At 71.6% G+C, this 24,284-nt stretch carries 18 protein-coding genes; 6 read left to right on the forward strand and 12 right to left on the reverse strand.

Annotated elements, in window-relative coordinates:
• Window positions 1–11 precede the first annotated feature (11 nt).
• Together ACERZO_RS21310 and ACERZO_RS21315 are read right to left on the reverse strand one after the other, a co-directional pair.
• A complete protein-coding gene (locus tag ACERZO_RS21310; RefSeq protein WP_372666484.1) occupies window positions 12–1,586 on the reverse strand; it encodes a 4-hydroxyphenylacetate 3-hydroxylase family protein in 1,575 nt (524 codons plus the stop codon).
• Between the two features lie 65 nt (window positions 1,587–1,651).
• Entirely contained in the window at window positions 1,652–3,163 is a 1,512-nt protein-coding gene (locus ACERZO_RS21315; protein ID WP_372666485.1) for a multicopper oxidase family protein, read from the reverse strand.
• A 238-nt stretch (window positions 3,164–3,401) separates the two neighbouring features.
• On the opposite strand from ACERZO_RS21315, the gene ACERZO_RS21320 reads away from it, so the two are divergent.
• Window positions 3,402–4,133 (forward strand): DUF2306 domain-containing protein, encoded by a 732-nt coding sequence (locus ACERZO_RS21320; protein ID WP_372666486.1) that lies wholly within the window; start codon window positions 3,402–3,404, stop codon window positions 4,131–4,133.
• Window positions 4,134–4,162: 29 nt separating this feature from the next.
• On the forward strand, window positions 4,163–5,683 hold the full coding sequence (locus tag ACERZO_RS21325; protein ID WP_372666487.1) for a methyltransferase domain-containing protein: 1,521 nt from the start codon (window positions 4,163–4,165) through the stop codon (window positions 5,681–5,683).
• A gap of 412 nt (window positions 5,684–6,095) precedes the next feature.
• Here the strand turns inward: ACERZO_RS21325 and ACERZO_RS21330 are convergent, their stop codons facing one another.
• From ACERZO_RS21330 to ACERZO_RS21345, 4 genes are all read right to left on the reverse strand, one after another.
• Window positions 6,096–7,280, reverse strand: coding sequence for an epoxide hydrolase family protein (locus ACERZO_RS21330; protein ID WP_372666488.1), 1,185 nt, complete (start codon window positions 7,278–7,280; stop codon window positions 6,096–6,098).
• Window positions 7,281–7,286: 6 nt separating this feature from the next.
• Window positions 7,287–8,681, reverse strand: coding sequence for an FAD-dependent oxidoreductase (locus ACERZO_RS21335; protein ID WP_372666489.1), 1,395 nt, complete (start codon window positions 8,679–8,681; stop codon window positions 7,287–7,289).
• Between the two features lie 74 nt (window positions 8,682–8,755).
• A complete protein-coding gene (locus ACERZO_RS21340; protein ID WP_372666490.1) occupies window positions 8,756–10,270 on the reverse strand; it encodes an FAD-binding oxidoreductase in 1,515 nt (504 codons plus the stop codon).
• A 179-nt stretch (window positions 10,271–10,449) separates the two neighbouring features.
• Complete coding sequence (locus ACERZO_RS21345) at window positions 10,450–12,051, reverse strand: MFS transporter (RefSeq protein ID WP_372666491.1); 1,602 nt, start codon at window positions 12,049–12,051, stop codon at window positions 10,450–10,452.
• Window positions 12,052–12,533: 482 nt separating this feature from the next.
• Between ACERZO_RS21345 and ACERZO_RS21350 the strand changes: the two genes are divergently transcribed.
• Window positions 12,534–12,896: a YciI family protein gene (locus ACERZO_RS21350; protein WP_372666492.1), complete on the forward strand. Its 363-nt coding sequence runs from the start codon at window positions 12,534–12,536 to the stop codon at window positions 12,894–12,896.
• Between the two features lie 54 nt (window positions 12,897–12,950).
• On the opposite strand, the gene ACERZO_RS21355 is transcribed toward ACERZO_RS21350, so the two are convergent.
• Window positions 12,951–14,312 carry an FAD-binding protein gene (locus tag ACERZO_RS21355; RefSeq protein ID WP_372666493.1) on the reverse strand — a complete coding sequence of 454 codons (1,362 nt, stop codon included), beginning with the start codon at window positions 14,310–14,312 and terminating at the stop codon, window positions 12,951–12,953.
• 16 nt (window positions 14,313–14,328) lie between these two features.
• Window positions 14,329–15,570: an acyl-CoA dehydrogenase family protein gene (locus tag ACERZO_RS21360; protein WP_372666494.1), complete on the reverse strand. Its 1,242-nt coding sequence runs from the start codon at window positions 15,568–15,570 to the stop codon at window positions 14,329–14,331.
• A gap of 176 nt (window positions 15,571–15,746) precedes the next feature.
• Here ACERZO_RS21360 and ACERZO_RS21365 point away from each other — a divergent pair, with 176 nt between their 5' ends.
• Window positions 15,747–17,093, forward strand: a complete 1,347-nt coding sequence (locus ACERZO_RS21365) for a condensation domain-containing protein (RefSeq protein ID WP_372666495.1) — start codon at window positions 15,747–15,749, stop codon at window positions 17,091–17,093.
• A gap of 66 nt (window positions 17,094–17,159) precedes the next feature.
• Here the strand turns inward: ACERZO_RS21365 and ACERZO_RS21370 are convergent, their stop codons facing one another.
• From ACERZO_RS21370 to ACERZO_RS21385, 4 genes are all read right to left on the reverse strand, one after another.
• Window positions 17,160–18,485 (reverse strand): extracellular solute-binding protein, encoded by a 1,326-nt coding sequence (locus tag ACERZO_RS21370; protein ID WP_372666496.1) that lies wholly within the window; start codon window positions 18,483–18,485, stop codon window positions 17,160–17,162.
• 13 nt (window positions 18,486–18,498) lie between these two features.
• Window positions 18,499–19,515, reverse strand: coding sequence for an alcohol dehydrogenase catalytic domain-containing protein (locus tag ACERZO_RS21375; RefSeq protein WP_372666497.1), 1,017 nt, complete (start codon window positions 19,513–19,515; stop codon window positions 18,499–18,501).
• A gap of 14 nt (window positions 19,516–19,529) precedes the next feature.
• The gene (locus ACERZO_RS21380; protein WP_372666498.1) at window positions 19,530–20,765 is read right to left on the reverse strand and encodes a cytochrome P450 family protein; all 1,236 of its coding nucleotides are present in this window, start codon (window positions 20,763–20,765) and stop codon (window positions 19,530–19,532) included.
• Between the two features lie 93 nt (window positions 20,766–20,858).
• Window positions 20,859–22,040, reverse strand: coding sequence for an acyl-CoA dehydrogenase family protein (locus tag ACERZO_RS21385; protein WP_372666499.1), 1,182 nt, complete (start codon window positions 22,038–22,040; stop codon window positions 20,859–20,861).
• A 245-nt stretch (window positions 22,041–22,285) separates the two neighbouring features.
• On the opposite strand from ACERZO_RS21385, the gene ACERZO_RS21390 reads away from it, so the two are divergent.
• Window positions 22,286–24,040 carry an amino acid adenylation domain-containing protein gene (locus tag ACERZO_RS21390; RefSeq protein ID WP_372666500.1) on the forward strand — a complete coding sequence of 585 codons (1,755 nt, stop codon included), beginning with the start codon at window positions 22,286–22,288 and terminating at the stop codon, window positions 24,038–24,040.
• A 25-nt stretch (window positions 24,041–24,065) separates the two neighbouring features.
• Window positions 24,066–24,278, forward strand: a complete 213-nt coding sequence (locus tag ACERZO_RS21395) for an MbtH family protein (RefSeq protein WP_372666501.1) — start codon at window positions 24,066–24,068, stop codon at window positions 24,276–24,278.
• Window positions 24,279–24,284 lie beyond the last annotated feature (6 nt).

Raw genomic sequence — 24,284 nt, forward strand, 5'->3', positions numbered from 1 at the left:
GCTCCTTTAAGTCAGGCGGCGAACGGCTTCGGCCGGCGCAGCTCGTCGAAGGACGACAGGTCCGGGACCGTCCAGCCGTCCAGGTCGTACTCGTTCATGCACTCGTCCACAAAGGACTTGTAGTCGTCGACCTCGCCGCCGGCGAGCTGCGAGAACAGCAGCTCCACGCGGGTGTTCTCGTGGTTGCCGGCGTAGTTGCGCTCGTAGAGCTCGTGCCGGCCGCCGAACTCGGTGCCGACCGCGTCCCACAGCAGCTTCATCAGCTTGGTCCGGTCGACCGCCTCGACGCCGTCCGAGCCGCGCAGGTACTTGTCGAGGTAGGGCCGGACGTCGGGGTTGGCGAAGTCGTCCGCGCCGGAGTTGACGTAGATCAGCCCGCTCGCCACGTCCTGCAGGATGATCTCCCGGATGCGCGGGTAGCCCAGCTGCATGAACCAGCGGTAGGCCAGCCCGTACTGCGGGTTCGGCATGACCGCGCCGTTCTTCCACGCCACCGGGTTGCGCGCGGACGCGTCCGACAGCGCCCAGAACAGGTTGCGCCAGGCCAGCACCTCGCCGGCCCGCGCCTGCACCCCGCGGAAGTCCTTGGTGCCGGTGATCTCCAGCGCCTTGAGCAGCAGCCCGGCGATGAACTCGAGCTTGACCGCCAGCCGCGTGCAGCCGTGGAAGGTGAACCGCTCGATGAACCCCGACTGCCCGGCGAACAGCCGGACCTTCCCGATGTCGCCGTAGACGAAGATGTTCTCCCAGGGGATCAGCACCTTGTCCAGCACCAGGATCGTGTCGTTCTCGTCCAGCCGCGAGGACAGCGGGTAGTCGAACGGGCGGCCCATCGTGGCCGCCGTCTGCGTGTAGGACGGGCGGCAGATGAGCTTCATGCCCGGCGCGTCCATCGGCACGGTCGCGACGAGCGCGAACTCCTTGCGCTTGATCGGCAGGCCGTAGTGGGCGATGAAGTTGTAGTGCGTCAGCGCCGAACCGGTCGCGACGACCTTCGCGCCGCTGACGATCACGCCCGAGTCGGTCTCGCGCTCGACGTGCACGAAGACGTCGGACACCTCGTCCGGCGGCCGGCTCCGGTCGACCGGCGGGTGCACGATCGCGTGGTTCCAGAAGAGCACCTTCTCCTGCGACTCCCGGTACCAGCGGCGGGCGTTGGGCGCGAACTCCCCGTAGAAGTCCGCGTTCGCGCCCAGCGTGCCGAGGAAGGACGCCTTGTAGTCCGGGCTGCGGCCCATCCAGCCGTAGCTCATCCGAGCCCACGCGGCGATCGCCTTCTGGTCCCCGACGAGGTCCTCGGCCGTCTTCGGGGTGGTGAAGAACCGGTGCGTGTACCCGGTTCCGCCGCCGTCGACCGGCTTGGTGAGGACGTCCTGGTGCTTCGGGTCGTGCAGCGCGTCGTACAGCCGCGCGGTCATCCGGATCGGGTTGTGGAACGCCGGGTGTGCCACCGGATCCTTGATCCGTTCGCCGTAGAGGTAGATCTCCCGGCCGTCGCGCAGGCTCTCCACGTACTCGGCACCGGTCAGCGGACGGGTGGCGGCCTGGTTCGCGGAACCCGTCTCGGTGCCCTGCTGATCGACCATCGCGGCTGGACCCTCTTCTCGTGGCGGAGTCGGAATGCGTTGCGCGACGGGGACTTCCGGGACCGTCAGGCGACGATCTCGAACTGCCCCATCATCCCGCTGGTGGAGTGCTCGAGGAAATGGCAGTGGTACAGGTACTTCCCGAGGAAGTCGGTGAAGGTGGCCTGGACGGTGACCGACTTGCCCGACCCGAGGAACACGGTGTCCTTGCGGCCGGCGTCCTGCGGCAGCAGCGGCGCGCCCTCGCGTTCGAGGACCCGGAACTGCACCAGGTGGCAGTGGAAGGTGTGGTCGATCGGGTGCGCGGTGTCGCCGTTGACGATCTTCCAGATCTCGGTGCTGCCCCGCTTCACCTGGAAGTCGATCCGGTTCGGGTCGAACGGCTTGCCGTTGATCAGGCCCAGCGGGACGCCGGTGAGGTCGAAGCTCATCACCATTTCGCGGGTGACGCTCGCCTTCGTCAACGCCGGCAGCGCGCGCAGCTTGTCGGGCACGCGGCTGAAGTCGGGGGCGGTGCGCACGACGTCGAAGCGCAGCACCGGGCCCGCGGTCGCGTCCGAGAGCACCAGCTGCGTGCCGACCTTGTAGCGCGAGAAGTCCACGACGAACTCGGTGCGCTCGGCCGAAGCCAGCGACAGCTCGGTTTCCGCCACCGGCGCCGGCAGCAGCCCGCCGTCCGAGGCGATCCGGAGCAGCTGCGCGCCGCCGAGGTTGAGCTGCAGCATCCGCTCGTTGGCGCCGTTCAGCAGCCGGAAGCGGTACTTGCGCGCGGCCACCTGGAAGTACGGCTGGACCTTGCCGTTGGCCAGGATCGTGCTGCGCGGGATGTCGAAGACGAACGCGCCCTTTTCGTCGAAGTGCGCGTCGCGCAGCATGATCGGCACGTCGAACTCGCCCGAGGGCAGCCCGAGCGACGCCTCGGCGGGGTCGTCGATGAGGTAGAACCCGTGCAGGCCGCGGTAGACGTGGTCGGACTCGAGGCCCATCACGTGGTCGTGGTACCAGAGCGTCGCGCCCTGCTGGTCGTTCGGGTACTCGTAGGTGTAGGCCTGCCCGGGCGCGATGACGTCCATCGGGTAGCCGTCGCTCGCGACCGGCGTGTGCCCGCCGTGCAGGTGCACGTTGGTGTCGTCGGCGAGCCGGTTGGTGACGGTGACCCTGGTCGTCCGGCCGGTGCGCGCGCGGATCGTCGGGCCGAGGAAGGTGCCGCCGTAGGTGAGCGCCGGCGTGCGCAGGCCCGGGAAGATCTCGACGTCCGAAGGCTGGACGCTGAGGCGGTAGTAGTCGGCGGCGCCGTCGCGCAGGTACGGGCGCAGCTGCGACGGCACCGGCATCGGTACCGAGAACGGCGTGACCGGCGGCGCGACCGCGGCCAGCGACTCGGCCGACGGGCCGCTGACGTCCAGCCCGCCCATCGGCATGCCGTCCATCTTGTGCTGGGTGAGCGGGCGCACCGCGTCGGTCACCGCCGGTGCCGCGGCGGTGCCGCCCGGGGTTCCCTTGGGCAGCAACAGCCCGCCGACCGCGCCACCGACGGTCAGGCCGCCCAGCGCGAGCATGCGTCTTCTGTTCAGCATTCGTGTTTCTCCCCAGTGGCGTGCGGACGTCGAGGTCTCGGCCTGCCCGATCCTCGCACCGGTGCGCCCGGGGTACTTCTCGCGCCGTGCGCAGTGGAATCCCCTGGCACGGCGGAACATCGCACGGCGGGAGGTGCCCGCCGCGGCGCGCCGGTGTGACGCTCCTCGGGTACTTCGCGCCCGGCGGTCGCTCCGCCGATCCACAGTGGATCTTCAAGTAGGAAGGCAGGAATCCGTCGTGACGCAGAACCTGGCCGGCGATTCCGTCCGGAAACTCCCGACCCGCGGCAAGTCCGCGCTCTCGTGGCGCCGGACCGTGCTCAACCCGTGGGTCCTCGCGACGCTGGCCCTGGTCGTGTTCAACGCGCTCTACGCGTTGCCGCGCTACCTCAGCTTCGACCCGGCGCAGTCGCGGATCCCGCCGGACCCGGGCTTCGCGCTGCACTTCCCGACCGTCGCGCTGCACGCGATCTTCGGCAACATCGCGATGATCACGTTGCTGCTGCAGGTGATGCCGGCGCTGCGCGGGCGCAACCGCAAGGTGCACAAGATCAGCGGCTACGTCTACCTCTACGGTGGCGTGCTGCCGAGCGCCCTGCTCGGCCTGGTGCTGCTGCCGTTCTCGGCCGCCCCGACCGGCGCCGTCGGCCTGTTCGCCATGTCCGTCGGCTGGATCGCGGTGACGCTCGTCGGGTTCCGCAAGCAGAGCAAGCACCGCTACGCCGAACACCGCCGCTGGATGTACTACAGCTTCGCGCTCGCGCTCGGCACGTCGTGGGGCCGGGTGCTGGGGCTGGTGCTGCCGCTGTTCGGCGTCCAGATCGGGGTGCAGATCGACATCATGGTGTTCCTCGAGCTGTCGTCGTGGCTGTGGGTGCTCAACGTGCTCGTCGCGCAGTGGGCGTGGGAGCGCGGTTCGCGCAAGAAGGCGCGGCGCGGGCAGCCGGAGACGCTGCGCGCCGCGGCCTGACCTTCCCGCCCCTCGGTGAAAGGACGCACATGACCAACCCCGACGTCCCGGCGGCGCTCGCCGGGTTCGCGGCCGCGGCCCCGGACCGGCTCGACGCCGAGTTCGCGGACCTGACCGCGCGCGTGTGGCACGACGGTGCCCTCGCCGCCGACCTCGTGCCGGAGTTCGTCGACCTGCTCGCCGTGGCCGACGACGCCCGCGCGGGCCGGCTCGCGGTGCTGCTCGGGCTGCTGGCCGAGGAGCACGGGCTCGGCACCGAGGTCTTCACGCAGGTCGCGAAGGGCCTGGACACCTACCTGGACGTCCTGGACCGCCACGCCGACGGCGAGCCGGTGGCACTCGGCCTGCTGTACCTGGTGGCGCACTTCCCGGCCGACTCGGAGCGGATCCTCGCGGCCGTCGCGCACCGGAACCTGACGGCCGAGGACCGCAGCCGGCTCGAGCGCTGCCTCCAGGCGTACGACCGCGAAAACCTGGTGCTGGGCCGGGTCTGGCCGTCGCCGGCCGAGTGGGCGCTGACCGACGCCGAGCGCGAGTTCGACCGCCGCTGGGTCGCCGAACTGCCCGACGCGCAGGCGAAGGCGACCTGGGACGGCGACACGAAGATGGTGCTGGGCTACGCCGGCGCGCACGCGTACTGGGCGCAGCTGGCCGGCACACCGGTGGTCGCGGCGGACACGAACCCGCTGCGCGCCGCCGTCCCGGTCGAGGCGTCGGACGACGGCTTGGCGGGGATCACGCGGCACGCGCCGGTGCTGCGCTGCCCGGTGTGCCACGGACCGTTGTCGGCGCAGCCGGCGGGCGCGCACTGCCCGGTGTGCCCGGGAACGTACCCGCTGGCGCGGGGCGCGCTGGACTTCACGGCGGACCCGACCCGCCCGGTCGCGGCCGACGACCCGGACGACGTCCTGAGCAACGCGGCGGCGATGAACAGCATCGGCCTCTACTACGAAGAGGTGCTGCGGCCGGGCTTCCTGCGCCTGATGGGCACGAACTGGGGCGGCCAGGTCACGCCGGCGGACGAGGACGAGTACTTGGCGGCCCGGTTGAGCGGCGTGTCGGGCACGGTCCTCGACCTCGCGGCGGGCGCGGGCCGCTGGACGGCGGTGCTGGCCGAGCTCCTGGGCCCGGACCGCCTGGTGGCGCTGGACCTGAACCCGACGATGCTGAGCTGGCTGCGCGGCAGGTTGCCGGAGGTGTGCGCGGTCCAGGCTTCGGCGCTCGACCTGCCGTTCGCGGACGCGTCCTTCGGCGGGGTCAACTGCTGGAACGCGCTGCAGGCGATGCCGGACCCCGCGCAGGCGATCGCCGAGGTGGGGCGGGTTTTGAAGCCGGGCGGGACGTTCACGCTGCTGACGTTCGGGTCGGCTTCGGACCCGGTGCTGGCGTACTACCAGTCGACGTTCCGCGGCCCGGGGTTCCCCGATGGCGGGATGCCGTTGTTCAGCAGGGCTTTGGTGCGGTCTTGGGTGGAGGCGGCGGGTCTGGTGGTCCGCGACGAGTCGGGGCCGGGGTCGTTCATCTTCGTGACGGCGGAGAAGCCGGCTTAGGTTCGGAGTTCGTGAGGCCCCCTGCCGCTTCTGCGGCAGGGGGCCTTTCGGCGTTTCGGGCATGTCGTCTGGCGCCAGGACGAGTCGTTGATGACCGTCGAAGCTCGGCATTCTGCCGAAGCGTCTCTTCGGTCCGGCGTTCCGCGGGCGGGGCCGGGAGCAGCTGTCCCAAAGCCCTTCCGGCACCCCGAAGCTGTCATGGTGACTACGGCCGGCAACACCGCGTCAAGGCGGGAAAGATGCCTTGACCCGGCGTTGCCGGCCGTGTTCTGGCTTCGGATCGGGGTGCGGGGGAGTCTGGGTTCTCGTCGGTGCCCGTTCTCGGGGGCCTCTCGCCTTTGCGCGCGCACTCGAACCCGGACACGCGAAAGGGGCCTTCCCGCCTGCGGCGGGAAGGCCCCTCACTCCGGACTCAGCCCAACGTGCGGGCGAACGCCCGCAGGTCGTCCACCAGCAACTCCGGCTGCTCCATCGTCGCGAAGTGACCGCCCCGGTCGAACTCCGTCCACCGGCTCAACGTCGGGAGGATCGACTCCGCGAACCGCCGCACCGGGCGCACCGCGTCCGCCGGGAAGTACGCCACCCCCACCGGGGCCGCCAGGTCCCACGGCCCGCCCCACGTCTTCGCGAAGTCCAGCCGGTTGGACTCGTAGTACAGCTGGGCGCTCGACCCCGCCGTCGCCGTCAGCCAGTAGATCGAGACGATCGTCAGCAGCAGGTCGCGGTCCACCGCGTCCTCGGGGACGTTGTCCGAGTCCGTCCACTCCTTGAACTTCTCGACGATCCACGCCAGCTGCCCGACCGGCGAGTCGGTCAGCGCGTACGACAGCGTCTGCGGCCGGGTCGACTGGATGTGCCGCCAGCCCGCCTTGTCCTGCTCGAAGTGGGCCGCGAACTCCAGCCGCGCGCGCTCGGCATGGTCGAGGCCGGCGAACGCCGCCGGGTCGTCCGGCGGGAACGTCACGAACATGTTGACGTGCACGCCCGCCACGTGCGCCGGGTCCGCGAGACCCAGGTGCAGCGAGATCGGCATGCCCCAGTCGCCGCCCTGGGCGATGTAGCGGTGGTAGCCCAGCGCGCGCATCAGCTTCGCCCACGCGCGCGAAATCCGCGGGACGTCCCAGCCGATCGCGCCCGTCGGGCCCGAGAAGCCGTAGCCCGGCACCGACGGGATGACGACGTGGAACGCGTCCGCCGGGTCGCCGCCGTACGCCGCCGGGTTCGTCAGCGGGCCCACGACGTCGAGGAACTCGGCCACCGAGCCCGGCCAGCCGTGCGTGATGATCAGCGGACGCGCGTTGGGCTCCGGCGAGCGGGCGTGCAGGAAGTGCACGTTGACGCCGTCGATCGTCGTCATGAACTGCGGGATGTCGTTGAGCCGCTGCTCGGCCAGGCGCCAGTCGAACTCGTGGCGCCAGTACTTCGTCAGCTCCTTCAGGTAGCCGACCGGGACACCGCGGTCCCAGCCGACGCCCGGCAGCTCCGACGGCCAGCGCGTGTCGTCGATCCGCCGGTGCAGGTCGTCGAGCGCGTCCTGCGGGATGTCGATCTTGAACGGTCTGATCTCGGCCACTGGTTCCCCATCCTTGTCTGGCATCGTCGGTCAGGCCGCGAGGTCGCGGGCCTGGGGGGCCGGCGGCTCGGCCGCGGGCGGGAGGGCGGCGGGCGGTCGCCGCCGGTGCCGGAGCACCCGGAGCGCGTACTTCGGCTTCAGGAGCGACTGCGGCGGGTCGATCAGCCCGGCCACGCGGATGAACGCGTTGGTGAGCACCGGGTCCTCGACCGCCGCTTCCTGCAGCCGTGCGACGTACCGGTTGACGAAGTCCGTCATCAGCCCCTTGCGGCCTTCGGCGCCGGCGTACCCCATGTCGCCGCCCGCCGACACCGACCACGCGCCCGCGATCTTCTTCGCGATCTCCTTGAAGAACGGCCGCGCGGCCGGCACCGGATCGCGCCGCAAGTGCTGCTGCAGCACCAGCGACTCGAGCGCGGCGACCGTCATGCCCTGGGCGTAGATCGGGTTGAAGCTGCACACCGCGTCGCCCATGACGAGCAGCCCGGCGGGGAACCGGCGCAGCTTCTCGTAGTGCTTCCAGATGCTCGCCGGGTACCGGAACGTCACCGGGTCGTCCAGCGGCACGCCGGTCGAGATCGCGTCGTGGATGTCCGGGATGGGCAACGACTTCACGTACGCGGTGAAGCCGTCCGGGTCGGTCGGCGGGTGGTCGCCCAGGACGCCGGTGAGCGACAGTTCGACGCGCCCGTCGTCGCCGGGCATCCGGTGGAAGAACGCGCCGCGCGGGGTTTCCGGCGTCGCCGCCGGGATGATCGCGAGGTCGGTGCCGAACGGGTCGGCCGGCAGCCGGTAGTGCCGGGTGGTGTAGGCGAGGTCGATCTTGACGCGCTCCTCGACCGGCTTGTCGTAGCCGAGCTCGGCCAGCCACAGCGGCGTGCGCGAGCCCTTGCCGGTGGTGTCGACGACGAGGCCGGCGTGGAACACCGTCGGCCCGTCGCCGCCGTGCGCCTGCACGCGCGCGCCGGTGATCCGGCTGCCGTCCTCGGTGGACTCGAGCCCGAGGATGTCGTGGCGGTCCAGGAAGACGACGTTCGGGATGGCCTGCACGCGCCTGCGCACGTGGTACTCCAGCAGCGGCCGGATCGCGGGCACGCAGTCCAATCCGGACGGTGCCGGCTTCATCCGGCGCCCGTTGAAGATCCAGTGGACGTCGGAGCTGAAGTCCCCGCACTTCACCCCGGCCTCGGACAGCTCGTCCTTGAGGCCGGGGAAGTGCCCCTCGAGGATCTGCTGCCCGCGGGCCACCAGGCCGTGCGCGTGCCTGCCGTGGGGCACCCCGCGGCGGTAGGTGGTCTCGCCGGTCAGCTTGTCGCGGTCGACGAGGACCACTTCGGCGTAGGTCTCGGAGAGCACGCGGGCGGCCAGGAGGCCGGCCATGCTCGCACCGAGGACGACTGCGCGGTCACCCGCGGGTGCGGCCATCGCGGTCACCTCCCGCGGCAACGTAGCTGGACATCGTTCGTCCCTTTCTCCGGTGGGTGGGGAGACGGCGCCGGTCAGCCCGGGAGCCGGATCGAGAGCGCGTGCCGGAACACGTCGCGGGGGTCGTACCGGCGCTTGACGTCCTGCAGGCGCGGGTAGTTGTCCTTGTAGTACAAGGTGGACCACGGCACGCCGGAGGTGTTCTGCGCCGGGTCGGCCAGGTCGACGTCGGGGTAGCTGATGTACGAGCCGTCGTTCACCTCGCCGGGCACCGGGACACCGCCGGACTCGGCGTAGACGTCCTGGTAGTACGCCTGCACCCAGGCCAGGTTCGCCTCGTCCTCTTCGGGCGAGAGCCACATGCCGGTGCTGATCGACGCCTTGAGGATCGAGTCGCGCTGCGGGATCGCGGTCGCGTCCGGGGCGACGGCGTTGACCTGCCCGCCGAACCCGGTGACCACCAGGCAGCCGCCCGCGGTGCCGCCCTCGACCGTCAGGTGCCGGTGGATCGCGTCGAGCTGGTGCTCGGTGAACCCCTTGCGCAGGTAGCCGGCCTTGTTCTTGTAGCGCCCGTTGGGGTCGTTCGGCCAGCTGTAGGACGGCATCCAGGTGCTGAACCACGGCAGCACGGCGACGTCGTTCACCACCGGCTCGACGTCGACGCCCTCGGTCAGCGCGGCGAACCACGCGGCCAGCAGCTGCTCGGAGTCGGGCACGTCCTCGTCCAGCACCGCGGTGACGGTGAAGATGCCGCCGTCCCGGTGCGTGATGATGAGGTTGCTCCACAGCGACTCGTACGGCGAGCCGGGGTCGCTGTTGCGCTCGTACCAGGCGCAGTAGTTGCGCAGCACCCGCTTGAACGACTCGGGCGTGAACGCCGGCCACGGCCACACCACGGCCTGGCGGCGCATCGCGCGCGGCGCCTTCGGCAGCAGCTCGGCCGGGTCGTCCGAGTCCGCGCCGGGCGAGCGCAGCCAGAACCGCGTCACGACGCCGAAGTTGCCGCCCCCGCCGCCGGTGTGCGCCCACCAGAGGTCGCGGTGCGGGTCGTCCTCCTCGCGCGTGGCGACGACGGCGGAGGCCTTGCCGTCCTCGTCCACGACGACGACCTCGACCGCGTAGAGGTGGTCCACGACCAGGCCGTCGCGCCGCGAGAGGTGGCCGTAGCCGCCGCCGGAGATGTGCCCGCCGACGCCGACCTCGAAGCACGTGCCCGCCGGGATCGTGACGCCCCAGCCGCTGTAGAGGACGCGGTAGACGTGCCCGAGCGTCGCGCCGCCCTCGACGGCGAACGCGCGGCGGGACTCGTCGTAGTAGACGGCGTTGAGGCGAGACAGGTCGAGCAGCACCTGCACGTCGGGTGAGGAGGTGAAGTCCTCGAAGCAGTGCCCGCCGCTGCGCACCGCGAGGCGCTTGCCGGCGTCGACGGCCTCCTGCACGGCCGCGACGACCTGCTCGGTCGAGCCGACCAGGCGGACGTAGTCCGGTTTGCCGACGAAGCGGTGGTTGTAGCTCTCCACCAGGTTTTCGTAGCGCGGGTCGGCCGGGGTGACGGTGACCGGCCCGAAGGCCGGGGGCTGCTCGGTCATCTCGTTCCTCCATAGCGGACGTACGGGTATGACCGTCACATGCGGGCCCCCTCCCCGGCGTCTTCCGCGTTGCCGATCGTGGCGGGTTCCACAGTGGACGGTCCGGGTACGACGACGGCCGGTGCCGTGCTCACTGGGGGAGCGCGGCACCGGCCGTGGTCGGTCGTGCGGGGTGGTGGTCAGCCGGCGGGGGTCGCCGCCGGTTCTTCGGTGGCTTCCTCGGCGGGCGCCTCCTCGGCCGGGCCGGCCGGAGCCGCCCCGGTCGGCGGGACGTGCCGCAGCAGCCGCGCGGCGAGCACCGCGACGGCGGCCAGCAGGACCGCGCTGACGATCGCCACGACGTGCAGGCCGCTGGTGAACGCCTCGCGGGCCGAGCTCAGCAGCTGGTCACCCGTCTGGGCGGGCAGCGTGGCGGCGGAGTCCACCGCGCCGGCGAGGCTGTCCTTGGCCACGCTCGCGGCCGGCTCCGGCGTCCCCGCCGGAACGCTGACCAGCCCGCGGTAGACCGCGGCACCGATGCTGCCGAGCACCGCGATGCCCAGCGCGAAGCCGAACTGGCCGCTCGTCTCGTTGAGACCCGCGGCCGAACCCGCCTTCTCCGGCGGCGCGGAGGCGAAGATCAGGTTCATGCCCAGCGTCACCAGCGGGCCGGCGCCGAGGAAGATCAGCGCGAAGCCGGTCGCCAGCGTCCCCGGGCCCGCCGTCGCGTCCACCTGGGTCAGCACCAGCAGGCCGACGACCGAGATCGCCAGGCCGATGCCGATCAGGTACGCCGGCCGGAACCGGCGGCCGAGGATCGGCGACACGAGGAAGCTGATCGTGTTCGCGGCCACCGCGGGCAGCATCCACAGGCCCGCCTTCAGCGGCGTCAGGCCGTTGACCAGCTGCAGGTCCTGCGTGATGAACAGCATGATCGCGCCCATCAGCATGGTGCCGAACAGCATGCTGCCCAGCGCCGTGCTGAACGCCTTGCTGGCGAACAGCTTCAGGTCCAGCAGCGGGTGCTCGAGCCGGCCCTGGCGCCGCCCGAAGACGTAGCCGAACGCGAGCCCGACGACGACCGAGAGCACCGGCACGACGCTCCAGCCCTCGGCGGCGAGCTGCTTGAGGCCGTAGATCACCGGCAGCACGGTCACCAGGATGAGCGCGACGCTCGGCAGGTCCAGCTTGCCGGCGTCCGGGTTCTTGAACTCCGGGAGCAGGACCGGGCCGAGCACGAGCAGCAGCACCATGGCCGGGACGCCCAGCAGGAACACCGAGCCCCACCAGAAGTGCTCCAGCATCAGGCCGCCGACGAGCGGGCCGATCACCGCGCCCACCGAGAAGCACATCGCCCAGATGCCGATCGCCATGCCCATCTGCTTGGGGTTGCGGAACATCGTGGTGATGAGCGACATCGTCGACGGCGCCAGCGTCGCGCCCGCGATGCCGAGCAGCGCGCGGGCCGCGATGAGCATCTCGGGGCTCGTCGAGTACGCCGAGAGCACCGAGGCGACGGCGAACGCGGCCGCGCCGATGAGGAGCAGCTTGCGGCGGCCGATGCGGTCGCCGAGCGTCCCCATCGTCACCAGGAAGCCGGCGAGCAGGAAGCCGTAGATGTCGGTGACCCACAGCTGTTGCGTGGTGCTCGCGCCCAGGCTGGCGGTCAGGTGCGGGAGGGCGAGCAGCATCACGTAGACGTCGATGGACACCAGCAGGGTGGGCAGGGCGAGCACGGCCAGCCCGATCCATTCCCGCCGGCCGGCACGGACGTCGGCCCCTGGCTGCGTAGTGTCGTTCATGGGTTGGTCCTTCCTATTGCGTATGAAGCCGTCTTGGCGCCCGTGGGCCGCCGCTCACCGGGGAGTCGGAGCCGCCCGCGCGATCCGGACACCGCTGGTTCCTCGGAATTCGGTCATGTCCACCATGGTTACGGAAAGTAGTGATCGTTGCATCTTCCGTATTGCTCTGTTAGGACCAGTGGCCCGGCGCGCTCCAAGACCTCGCGGTGGTCGGGTTTCCGCTGATAAAAGCCACTTTTTCGACGATTTCCGAGGGGGCCTGGACGAGCTTCACCGGGGCCGGGACGGTCGGCGAGGCGTAGTCGGTCGCCTGCACACCGTGCTAGCTTCGCCGCCGAAGAGGTTCCGCCGGACCACTGTCGGTCAGGCGGCCGGTGAGCCGAACGAGTGAATCCCACCGCGCTCTTCCCGTCGGACGTCCGGGGCCAGCGGCCCGCTCCGACCCATCCGAGAAAAGGCACACCCGACCGGGGAGTAGAACAATGGCGAAGTACCTGCTGATCATGCACATGAACCCGACGCTGTGGGCGGGCCTGACCGACGACCAGAAGAACGAGGTCTACGAAGGGCACGGCAAGTTCCACCAGCTGATCTCCGAGTCCGGCGAGATGATCGAGACGAAGGCGCTGGCCGACCCCGACGCGACGAAGACCGTGCGCGTCCGCGAGGGTGCCACCGACGTCGCGTCCGGCCCGTTCGTCGAGTCCGAGGCGTTCCTCTGCGGCTACTACGTCGTGGACGTCGAGAGCGAGGAGCGCGCGGTCGAGCTCGCCGGGCAGATCCCGGACGCGAAGCACACCGCGATCGAGGTCCGCAAGGTCATCCACGAAGCCGGTCCCGCCTGATCGAGCGGAGAAAGCCGGGGCCGGTTCCTCTTCGGAGGGGCCGGCCCCGGCTTTTCACGTGCGGTTGCTCGAATTGCGGGCGATGTCCTGCCGGAACAGACCGTCCGGGTCCAGCCGGTCGCGCACCCGGTCCACCGCGGCGATCGTGTCCGGCGCCAGGATGCCCTGCGGCTGCTCGGGGGTCTCGACCAGCGTCGGCGTCGTCAAGCCGGTGTCCCACGGCGTCAGCGCTTCGCGGGCCGTGGCCAGCGTGTCCACTATGGACTGGATGGTGACGTCGCCGAACGGCACGCCGGCGGCGACGTAGGCGAACCCGGCCGGCAGGTGCGAGAGCGCGCCGCCCGCCGGGTCCGGCCGGCCGAACGCGCCGCCGAGCTGACGCAGCTCCGTCGTCACCAGCGGCGAACCACGGCGTTCGCCGATGATCCGGGTGAACCGGCGGCCGCCTTCGTCGTCGAGGTCGCCGAGCAGCAGGTGGTCGCCGTGCACCGGCGCGGGGTCGGCCGGGTCCATGTGCGTGGCGGGCACGTCTTCCGGGCCGCCCTCGTGCCAGGTGTCGAACACCGGCTCGGCGATCGCGCGCAGCGGGCCGAGCAGGTCCCCGGCTTGCGCGCGGGCGAGCGGCAGGTCGCCGGCCGACGGGCTCAGCACCACGCCGTCGATGCCCAGCACCGGCCCGGCGCGCAGGGCTTCCGGGATCTGCGGCAGGTCCGGGAGGTTCATGACGCGCAACGCCGTCGTGACGGTGTCCGGCGCGTCCGCGGTCCACTCCCGCCACTGCTTGAAGAGCCGGTCGGCGTGCGCCGCCGGCCAGAACGCGGCGCCGGTGACCACCTTCGCCGCGGGGAACAGGTCCACCTCGACGGCCGTCACGACGCCGAGGCCGCCCCCGCCGCCGCGGACCGCCCAGAACGCCTCCGGGTCGGTTTCCGCGTCGAGCCGCCGGTGTTCGCCGTCCGCGGTGACGAGTTCGACCGCGCGGACGCTGTTGGCCGCCAGCCCCGTGTGGCGGCCGTAGAAGCTCAGCCCGCCGCGCAGCAGGTAGCCGACCGCGCCGACACCGGGCGACGAACCATGCGGTGCGGCCAGTCCGTGCGGTGCGGTCACCGCGACGACGTCGCCCCACGGCGTCCCGGCCGGGATCCGGACGCGCCGGGCTTCGAGGTCGAGTTCGACCGGGCCGTCCGGCAGGGTCCGCAGCAGCAGGGCGCCGGGCATCGGGCCGGCCGTCGCCGAGGCGTGCCCGGTGGCCATGACCCGGACGGCGAGCCCCGCCCGCCGCGCGTGCGCCAGTGCGGCCCGGACGTCGTCGACGGTCCGGACCTCGGCGGCCGCCGCCGGTTCGACCGGCGCGATCAGGTTGAACACCCGCGTGGCGCGCTCGTAGGCGGCGTCGCCGGGCTGGCTGACGAGCATCGGGGGACTCCTCGGGTCAGGCGGCTTCGCCGAAGTGGGCCTGGGCCAGACTCCGGGTGGTCACCGTGGCGAGCAGCACGCCGATGCCCGCGTGGCTCTGCAACGTCGACAGGTCGCGCCACACCCGCTCGATCCGCTCACCCTGGCGCACCGCGCTGGAACCCGCCGTGGGGAACAGGTTCCGCTCGACCGCGTGCCAGCTGAGCCGGATCACCTCGCGGCAGATCGTGGCCAGCCGCAGGTCGTTCTCCTGGCTGAACGCCGAGGGGCCCGCGGCGCAGATCTCCTGCCAGGTCCGCGTCGCCTGCTGCACCGCGGCTTCGGCGGTCGCGATCATGCCGGCCGCCTCGCCGTACCAGAACTGGTAGTCCGGGTGCTCGTGGCGCGGGACGACCGGCGGGAACAGCGTCAGCCGCGAGCGCATGAGCTCCTCGTACGCGTCGAGCGCGCCCTGCGCGATCCCGACCGCCAGGCAGGCGACCTCCAGCAGCATGAAGCTCAGCTGGCCGCCGCCGTACTCGCCGTTGCCGTGCAACGCGTAGCCGGGCGTGCCCTTGGTGACGTCGATCTCGCTCATGTGCGTGCCCGGCAGCGTCAGGTGCGCCGGGACGCGGGCGTGGTCGATGACGATGCTGTGCGAGCCGCTGCCCTTGAGGCCGAGCTGCCCGCCCCAGTTGTCCAGCCGCCGCCACTGCTCGCGCGGGACGACGAACAGCATCGGGACCTTCTCGCCGTCCTCGCCGTCGATCAGCGTGTGGCCGATGAAGTGCGTGGCGTACGGCGAACCCGAGCAGTAGTGCCAGGTTCCGTCGATGATCCAGTCACCGTCCGGTGTGGACTCCGCGGTCCCGCTCGGCACGATGGTGGCGGGGGCGATGAAGTTCCCCTCCTTGAACAGCTCCGCCTGCGCGCGCTCGCCGAAGAGCGTCGCCGCCTGCAGTGCGTGCGTCGCGCCGAGGCAGAACATCCACGCCGTCGACGGGCAGCCGCGGGCCAGCGCCGTGGTGACCCGTAGGAACGTGTCGATGCCGAACTCGTAGCCGCCGTAGCGGCGCGGGGTGAGCAGGCGGTAGAACCCCGCCTTCTCGAACTCGCGATGGGTGTCCTCGGCGTAGAAGGTCCGCTGCTCGGTTTCCGCCTGGCGGGCGACCAGCGTCGGCCCGATCGCCTCGGCCCGCGCGATCACCTCCGCCGGCGTCAGGCCCGGCTCGGGCGGCAGCGGAAAATCTGCCCCGGTAACGTCCTTGACCGTCGTCATCGCCAAGAGGCTCCTTGTCCTGGTCGGTTCGTCACCACGCGGTCGAGCGTCACACGGCGGCCGCCTCCGGTGCATCTCACCGAGTGCGGGCCCGGTTCCGCACGGCGCGAGACTCGCCGCGGCACGGGTTTTCGTTACCGTTTCCCCGAATCCGCCCACGCGAGGAGGCTGCCCACGTGAGTACTTCCGACGGCCCGGTGGCGCGGGCGCCGCTGTCGGCGAACCAGGAGTTCCTCTGCGGCTTCGACCTCGGGGACGCCGACGGGCCCTTCGGCCCCCGGTTCCACATCGTGCACGGCTGGCGCCTGCGCGGCGAGGTCGACGTCGAAGCCCTGCGGGGCGCGCTCGTCGACGTCGTCGAGCGGCACGAGGCCCTGCGGACGCTGATCGTGCGCGACGAACCCGAGCGCTACCAGAAGATCCTGCCCGCGGGGCAGCCGCACCTCGAGGTGCGCGAGCTCGGCTCGGCCGACGGCGATCGCGACCGCCGCGTCGAAGAGCTGATCATCGAGGTGGAGTCCGGCGAGATCCACCCGGACCCGCCGCTGGTGCGCGCGGTGCTCGGCCGGTTCGACGACAAGGACTCGGTGCTGGTGCTGATCGTCCACCACACCGCGGCCGACGGCTGGTCGGTCCGGCTCGTCATCCGCGACCTCGCGACGCGGTACGCGGCCCGCCGCGGCTTCGACGTCGGCGAGCTGCCGGATCCCCGCCAGTACCGCGAGTTCGCCGAGTGGCAGGCCGAAAACGTGTCCGGGACGGAACTGGACCGCTCCCGCGAGTTCTGGCGCAAGACCCTCGACGGCGCGCGCGTCTATTCGGTGCCGACGGACCTGCCGAAGTCGGCGGGAATCCCGGAGTCCAGCGGCGTCTACCGTTTCCAGATCGCCGCGGAGCTGGTGAAGCCGGCGCTCGAGCTGGCGTCGGCGATGCGCTCGACGCCGTTCATGGTGCTGCTGGCCGCGTTCGAGGTGCTGGTGCACCGCACGACGGGCGAAACCGACGTCACGGTCCCGACGTTCACCCCGGGCCGCGGGCACGAGCAGTTCCAGCTGACGGTCGGGCCGTTCTTCAACTACCTGCCGCTGCGCACGGACCTGGCGGGCGCGGCGACGTTCCGCGAGGTCGCCACCCGCGTCCGGCGTTCGTGCCTGCAGGCGTACTCGCACGACATCCCGTTCGGCCAGGTCGCGGCCCAGGCCCCGGACCTGATGACCCGCACGCTGGAGGACCGCCGCGCGGCGGTGGTGTTCCAGGTCTTCCCGTTCCCCTTCCTGCTCGACGGCGAGCTGGTCGGTGACCTCGAGTTCTCCGAGGTCCGCCGCCGGCTGCTGTCCCAGCCGGTCGGCTCGGACGTGCCCAACGGTGCACTGTGGACGCTCAACCTGGACCCGTCGGGCGACATCGTGGCGGGGATCCAGTACAACACGAACCTGTTCGAGGAAGCTTCGGTCGCGGCGATGGTCGAGCAGTTCGTCCAGGTGCTGGGGGACACGGTCACCCGGCCGGACGCGCCGCTGTAGGTCACTACATTTCTCCGCGCGCGAGAAGGGGCCTCCCGGCACCGGGAGGCCCCTTCTTCGTGGGTGTCAGCCGACGTGGATCGGACCTCGCTCGACCTCGCCGCGGCAGTAGGCGTTGTAGTGGTCCAGCCGCGCCTGCGCCTGGGCCGTCGCCTCGGTGAACCGCGTCTTGACGTCCACATCGGACAGCAGCACGTCGTGCATCGCCGCCGCCGAGATCTCCTGGATGTGCGCCAGCTCGCCGACCAGCGCCCCACGCGCCGCCGGGGAACCCGTCGTCGTCGCGATCTGGTCCAACGCCACCAGGAAGTCCGGGTTTTCCTCGTACCAGCCCTCGGCGGCGAGCCGCTGCACCGTCGGCGTCGTGATCGGGACGAAGTTGGTCGCCTTGTGCCGGTCGGCCGCGTGCTCCGGGCGGCAGAGGAACTGCATGAACGCCAACGCTCCGTCGCGGGTGTGCTCGTCGAGCCCGTCGGTCAGCCAGAGCGCGTCGCCGCCGATGACGTTGCCCGCGCGGGGGACGTCCTGGTTGTACGGCATCCGCGCCGCCCGCACGGTGAACCCGCCGTCGCGGCCCGCCTGGACCATCCGGTCGACCTCGACCGACGACGTCAGCGTCAGCGCCGCCTTCCCCTCGGCGAACGTCCGGAAGTTGCCGTCCCAGTCGACGGCGTCGCCGTTGTGCAGGTACCAGTAGTGACCGGCCCGGTGCAGCTTGCGCCACCACTCGGCGTAGGCCAGCGCCTCCGGCGAGGCCAGGTCGACCTTCTGGGCCCGGCCGCGGCGGCCGTTTTCGTGGTCGACCAGGAACCCGCCCTGCTGCGCGATCGACTGCTGGAACATCCAGCCGTGGTTCGGCCACGTGATGCTGTGCGACGGCCCGTCGCCCCGCAGTCGCCCGACCGCCTCGCACGCGGCTTCGACCTCGGCCCACGTCCGCGGGATCTCGTGGACCCCGGCCCGCGCCAGCAGCGTGGTGTTGGCGTACAGCAGCGTCGTCGACGTCAGCAGCGGCTGCGCGGCCACCGCGCCGTGGTAGCGGTAGTAGCCCCGCACACCGGGGACGATGTCGCCGAGCACCACCCGCTCGCCGAGGATCTCCGCACGGCCGCCGATCGCCCGCTCCACCGACGTGAACAGCGGGCGCCCGTCGGCCGTGCGGGTGTCCTTGGCCTCCTGGGCGGAGGTGTAGAAGTACTGCGCGATCGTCGGCGCCCGCCCGTCGAGCGCGGCCCGGTGGATCTCGCCGGGCAGGTCGAGGTACCCGAACCCCTCGACCTCCACCCGGTACTCCGGGTGCGCCTCGCCGAACTGCGCCGCCAGCTCCCGCATCTGCCCCAGGTACTCGGGCATGATCGGGTAGATCGGCACCCACAAGCTGATCACGGTCACGGCCTGGCCCCCTCTAGTAGTTCACGACGGCGCGGAACCGCACGTCGCCCTTGCCGACGCGGGCCACCGCTTCGGCGACCTGCCCGGCGTCGAACTCCTCGATGATCGGGGTGACGCGGCCGTCGGCGGCGAACTGCAGGGCCTCGGCCAGCTGGTCGAGCCCGTTGTGCGTCGCGCCGATGATGCTCTGCCGCTGCGCCCAGACCGGGTTCGCCGGCCCGATTTCGAACGTGCCCTCGGGGTCGATCGTGGCCAGCACGAGCCGCCCGTTGACGCGCAGCCCGGCGAGCGCGTCGGTGGCCGCGCGGTACGACGTCCCGGTCACCAGCACGACGTCCGCACCGCCGATTCCGTTCAGCTCGGCGCCGTCGGCCACGATGTGCTCGGTGCCCAGCTCCCGGATCAGGTCGTGCTTCTCCGGCGACCGCGTGATGGCGATCGTCTCGAACCCGCACGTGTTCGCGAACTGCAGGGCCAGGTGCCCGAGCCCGCCGACGCCGAGCACGGCCACCCGCTCGCCCGGCTTGGGGTCGGCCGCGCGCAGCGCGCTCCACGACGTGTAGCCGGCGCACAGCATCGGTGCCGCGGCCTGGTAGCTCAGGCCGTCGGGCAGCAGGACCGTGCTTTCGGCCGGCACCGCGACGTACTGCGCGTGTCCACCTTGGACGGTCAGCCCGCTCATCCGCGGCGCGGCGCAGTTCATCCCGGACTGGCCGGTCAGCGGCAGGTTCAGCTTGCAGTAGTCACATTGCCCGCAGGTGCCCTGCACCCACGTCGTCCCGACGCGGTCGCCCGCCTTGCGGATCGTGACGCCCGCGCCGGCCTCGACGACTTCACCCGCCGCCTCGTGCCCGACGATCACCGGGTCGAACGCCGGGAACGGGAACGTGCCGTCGGTCAGGAAGACGTCGTTGTGGCACACCCCGCACGCGCGCACCCGGACCAGGACCTCGCCCGGGCCGGCCGACGGTGTCGCGACGTCCGTCAGCTCCCAGCGGGCACCGGCCGCCGGGACCACTGCTGCCTTCATCGCACGCTCCCTTTTCACGCGCCGGCCGGGCCGGGCGTCTTCAGGTGCACCGGCAGCGAGCCGATGCCGTTCATGATGAACGTGACCTGCGGCGTGAGCTCCGCCGCCGGCACGGCCAGGGACAGGTCGGGGAACCGCTCGAACAGCGCCGCCAGCGCGGTTTCCGCTTCCAGCAGCGCGAGCGGGCGGCCGATGCAGCGGTAGATGCCCTGCCCGAAGGAGAGGTTTTCCTTGTCCGGGCGGGCGATGTCGAAGACGTCGGCGTTCTCGTGCAGCTGCGGGTCGCGGCCGATGGCGGCGAAGTGCATGAGGACCGGGTCACCCTTGGCGATCGTGACGCCGCCGAGCTCGACGTCCTCGACCGCGAACCGGAACGGCAGGTGCGCGACCGGTGCCTGCACCCGCAGCGTCTCGTCGAGGACGTCGCTCCAGCTGCGTTGCCCGGACTTCACCAGCGCGAGCTGCTCGGGGTGGGTGAGCAGCAGCAGGACGGCGTTGGCGATCAGGTTCTTCACCGGCTCGGTGCCGGTGGCGAGCATGATGTGCAGGGTGCCGACCATCTCGTCGTCGGTCAGCCCGGCGCCGGAGTCGCTGGCGCGCACGAGGTCCGACGTCAGGTCGTCGGCCGGCTCGCGCCGCTTCGACTCGACGAAGTCCAGCATCTCCTGGTGCCAGCGCTCGAAGTTGGCGGCGGCCTCTTCGGGGCTGGTGGTCGTGTCGGCGTTGATCTCGCCGCCGCGCAGGAAGTCGCGGCGGAACTCCTCGGGGATGCCGAACAGGTCGCAGATGACCGACGCGGGCAGCGGGTGCGCGAAGCGGTCCTTGAGGTCGACGGCCTCGCCCGGCGGCAGCGCGGCGAGCTCGTCCAGGAGCTTGGCCGCGACGCTTTCGACGTTGGGGCGCAACGCTTCCACGCGGCGCGGGGTGAACGCCTGCGCGCACGGCTTGCGCAGCCGCGTGTGGTCGCTGCCGTGCGAGGTGGTCAGGTTGTCCATGAGGACCCAGCCGATCAGCGGGAAGTCCTCGCCGATGCGGCCTTCCACGAAGTCGACCCAGTGCTTGCGCGGGTCCTTCGAGAAGCGGTGGTCGCCGAGCACCTGCCGGGCCTCGGCGTAGCCGGTGATGGACCAGGCGTAGACGCCGCCCGGCAGTTCGATCTTCGCCACCGGGCCGTGCGCGCGGATCCGCGCGGCCTCGCCGTGGATGTCGGTCCCGGCCGGGTCCAGGGCGACGGGGCAACGCTCTTCCATGGGACATCTCCAACGATCACGGGACAAGGCAGGTCGTGAGTGTGAAACAGGGTTGGAACCCTGTTTCACACTCACGACCGGGGGGAGCGGGGCTCAGAGGTAGTTCGTGTTCGGCTCGAGACCGCAGGCGATGCGGCCGTAGAGCTCCAGGTTGGTGTTGGGGTGCATGATCGCGTGCAGGTTGATCGTCTGGACGTCCCGCTCGATGCGCTGGATCGGGACGTCGGTGTGCACCGACGAGCCGCCGCTGGCGGTGTTCAGGATGTCGACGGCCTCCTTGGCCCGCTGGCAGACCGCGCCCATGTCGAGGCGCACCCGGGCCCGCTCCTCCAGGGTCCACTCCTCGTCGGCGACGCTCTTGGTGTCGAGCATGCCCGCCGCGCGGTGCACGTGGAAGTCCGCCTCGTCGATCTTGATGGTCGCCTCGGCCACCTGGAAGTGGGTGATCGGCGCGTCCTTCTGGCTTTCGTAGGCGGTGTAGGTGATCTTGCGGCCGGGGAGGCGCTCGAAGAACGCGTCCTTGGCCGCCTTCGCCAGGCCGGCCGGCACCGCGGCGACCGTGGTGCACGCGGTCGGCATGAACGGCGCCTTGTACAGCGGCGAGTCCGCGTTCGCGACCGACAGGTGCTGCCCCTGCAGGACCGGGACCATCGGCAGCACGCGCGCCGAGGGCACGAAGACGTCCTTGGCGATCGTGCTGACGCTGCCGGTGCCGCGCAGGCCCGCGGTGTGCCAGTCGTCGATCACCTGCAGCTCGTCGATCGGCACCAGCACCATGATCGGCTCGAACTCGCCGTTCGGGTGGGCGATGACCGCGGCGTTCGTGTTCCACTTGCTCTGCGTGGAGCCGGTGTTGAAGCCCCACTTGCCGTTGAGGATGATGCCGCCCTCGGTCGGGACGCCGACCGCGGTCGGGCTGAGGATGCCGCTGATCCGCACGTCCGGGTCGGCGAAGACCTCGTCCTGCACCTCGTCCGGGAACAGCCCGGTCATCCAGGTGCTGATCGCCCACACCGCGGTGACCCACGCGGTGGAGCCGTCGCCGCGGGCCAGCTCGCCGAGCACGTCGACGACGGTCGTCATGTCGGCCTCGTACCCGCCGTAGCGGCGCGGGACCCGGAGCTTGAGCAGCCCGGAGTACGTCAGCGCCTCGATGGTGTCGTCGTGCAGGCGCCGGTTCTCCTCGGTCCAGATCGCGTGCTTCTTCAGCAGCGGCACCAGTTCCGATGCGCGGCGAACCAGTTCGCTCCTCGACGGGGCATCGGCGATGGTCATCAGGGTCCTCCTCGGGAAAGGCCACGGGACAAGGCCGTTCGTGACCGTCGATCCGTGCCCCCGAACCGTCGCACCGCGCCCCGGGCGGCGGCATCTCACGCAGTGCTGTCCCGCCGGTGGGGCGGTGTCCGAGCGCAATGCGGGAGACGCCGTCCGTGACCGGGCCGGGCGACGCTGGTCCGGTGTCCGCGGCCGGGGGAAACGTCTGGTGGACGGCCGGGAATTCGAAGCGATTGGAGCTGGTGATGGTCTCCGCTTCCCTCCAGGAGGTTTTTGCCGTCCAGGTGGCGCGCACGCCGGACGCGACCGCGGTGAGCGGGGGTGGCGTCCGCCTGACCTACCGCGAGCTCGACGAGCGCGCCAACCGGCTGGCGCACCGGCTGATCGGCCTCGGCGTGACGCCGGACGCGCCGGTGGCCGTCCAGTTGCGACGGTCGGCGGACCTGGTGGTGGCCACGCTGGCGATCCTGAAGGCGGGCGGCTGCTACGTCCCCCTGCACGACGCGTACCCCCCGGAGCGCAAGCAGTGGATCGTCGACAGCTTCGGCTCCCCGGTCCTGCTGGCCGACAGCGCGAGCAAGGGTGACGGCCTGGCCGCGACGACGACGACGCTGCTGCTGGACAGCGCCGAGGAAGCCGCCGAACTGGCCGCGCTCCCGGCCACCGACCCCGGCCTGACTGCCGATCCCGGCCAGCTGGCGTACGTGATCCACACGTCCGGGTCCACCGGCGAGCCCAAGGGCGTCGCGGTCACCCACCGGGACGCGCTCGGCCTGGCGCTCGACCCGGCGTGGGAGGGCGGCCGCCACGAGCGCGTGCTGATGGTCGCGCCCTACGCGTTCAACGTCTCCACCTACGAGCTGTGGGTCCCGCTGCTGCACGGCGGCGAGATCGTGCTGGCCCCGCCCGGGAACCTCGACGTCGAGTCGCTGCGCGCCCTGCTCGCCGAGCACCGGATCACCGGCGTGCACCTGACCGCGGGCCTGTTCCGCGTCCTGGCCGAGGAGGCGCCGGAGGCACTTGCCGGCGTGCGCGAGGTGCTCACCGGCGGCGACGTCATCGCCCCGGCCGCGGTCCGCCGCGCCCTCGAGGCGAACCCGGACCTGGTGGTGCGCGGCATGTACGGCTCCACCGAGACCACGCTCTTCGCCACGCACGAGCCGATGACCGCGCCGTTCGACGGCGGCGACGCGATCCCGATCGGCGGCCCGCTGGCCGGCGTCCGCACCCACGTCCTCGACGAGAACCTGGCCCCGGTGGCGCCCGGCGGCACCGGCGAGCTGTACCTGGCCGGCCGCGGCGTCGCCCGCGGCTACCACGGCAAGCCCGACCAGACCGCCGACCGGTTCGTCGCCGACCCGTTCGGCGCGCCGGGGTCGCGGATGTACCGCACCGGCGACCTCGTTTCGGTCGGCGCGGACGACCGGCTCGTGTTCGTCGGGCGCGTCTCGGGCCAGGTGAAGATCCGCGGGTTCCGCGTGTCCCTGGGCGAGGTCGAAGCCGTGCTGGCCAAGCACGACGGGCTCGCGCACGTCGCCGTCATCGCCCGCGAAGGCGACGCGGGCGACCAGCGGCTGGCCGCGTACCTGGTGCCGAGCGACGGCGACGTCGACCTGCCCTCGCTCAAGGCCCACGCGGCCCGGCTGCTGCCGGACTTCATGGTGCCCGCGTGGTTCATCGTCCTCGACGCGCTCCCGCTGACGCCCAACGGGAAGATCGACCGCGCGGCCCTGCCCGAGCCGGAGGCCGGCCCGGCGGTCGAGTACGTCGCGCCGCGCAACCCGCGCCAGGAGACGCTCTGCGCGATCTTCGCCGAGGTGCTCACCACGGACCGGGTCGGCATCGAGGACAGCTTCTTCGACCTCGGCGGCCAGTCGCTGCTGGCCATGAAGCTGATCAGCCGCATCCGCGCGGCGCTGGACGCCGACCTGTCGATCAGCGACCTGTTCGACGAGCCGACGCCTGCCGGGCTCGACGCCCTGCTCGACGAGCAGGCCTGAGCCCGCCGAGGGAAGGAGACCGCCGATGACGAACCCCTTCGACGACCCGCGGAGCAGCCTCTCCGTGCTGGTCAACGCCGAGGGCCAGCACAGCCTCTGGCCCGCGGCCGCCGCGGTGCCCGCCGGGTGGACCGCGGTGCACGGGCCGGCCGGGCGGGAGGCGTGCCTCGAGTACGTGCGCACCCACTGGACCGACCTGCGCCCGCGCGGCCTGGCCGCCCGCCTCGACGCGCACTGAGCCCGG

Source organism: Amycolatopsis kentuckyensis (assembly GCF_041679295.1).
In the GTDB taxonomy this organism is placed as follows: domain Bacteria; phylum Actinomycetota; class Actinomycetes; order Mycobacteriales; family Pseudonocardiaceae; genus Amycolatopsis; species Amycolatopsis kentuckyensis_A.

Bases quoted from the DNA above. Each gene is read 5' to 3' on its own strand.
- ACERZO_RS21310 (WP_372666484.1), bottom strand. From the start codon at position 1,586: ATGGTCGATCAGCAGGGCACCGAGACGGGTTCCGCGAACCAGGCCGCC.
- ACERZO_RS21315 (WP_372666485.1), bottom strand. From the start codon at position 3,163: ATGCTGAACAGAAGACGCATGCTCGCGCTGGGCGGCCTGACCGTCGGT.
- ACERZO_RS21325 (WP_372666487.1), top strand. From the start codon at position 4,163: ATGACCAACCCCGACGTCCCGGCGGCGCTCGCCGGGTTCGCGGCCGCG.
- ACERZO_RS21330 (WP_372666488.1), bottom strand. From the start codon at position 7,280: ATGCCAGACAAGGATGGGGAACCAGTGGCCGAGATCAGACCGTTCAAG.
- ACERZO_RS21335 (WP_372666489.1), bottom strand. From the start codon at position 8,681: ATGGCCGCACCCGCGGGTGACCGCGCAGTCGTCCTCGGTGCGAGCATG.
- ACERZO_RS21340 (WP_372666490.1), bottom strand. From the start codon at position 10,270: ATGACCGAGCAGCCCCCGGCCTTCGGGCCGGTCACCGTCACCCCGGCC.
- ACERZO_RS21345 (WP_372666491.1), bottom strand. From the start codon at position 12,051: ATGAACGACACTACGCAGCCAGGGGCCGACGTCCGTGCCGGCCGGCGG.
- ACERZO_RS21350 (WP_372666492.1), top strand. From the start codon at position 12,534: ATGGCGAAGTACCTGCTGATCATGCACATGAACCCGACGCTGTGGGCG.
- ACERZO_RS21355 (WP_372666493.1), bottom strand. From the start codon at position 14,312: ATGCTCGTCAGCCAGCCCGGCGACGCCGCCTACGAGCGCGCCACGCGG.
- ACERZO_RS21360 (WP_372666494.1), bottom strand. From the start codon at position 15,570: ATGACGACGGTCAAGGACGTTACCGGGGCAGATTTTCCGCTGCCGCCC.
- ACERZO_RS21375 (WP_372666497.1), bottom strand. From the start codon at position 19,515: ATGAAGGCAGCAGTGGTCCCGGCGGCCGGTGCCCGCTGGGAGCTGACG.
- ACERZO_RS21380 (WP_372666498.1), bottom strand. From the start codon at position 20,765: ATGGAAGAGCGTTGCCCCGTCGCCCTGGACCCGGCCGGGACCGACATC.
- ACERZO_RS21385 (WP_372666499.1), bottom strand. From the start codon at position 22,040: ATGACCATCGCCGATGCCCCGTCGAGGAGCGAACTGGTTCGCCGCGCA.
- ACERZO_RS21390 (WP_372666500.1), top strand. From the start codon at position 22,286: ATGGTCTCCGCTTCCCTCCAGGAGGTTTTTGCCGTCCAGGTGGCGCGC.
- ACERZO_RS21395 (WP_372666501.1), top strand. From the start codon at position 24,066: ATGACGAACCCCTTCGACGACCCGCGGAGCAGCCTCTCCGTGCTGGTC.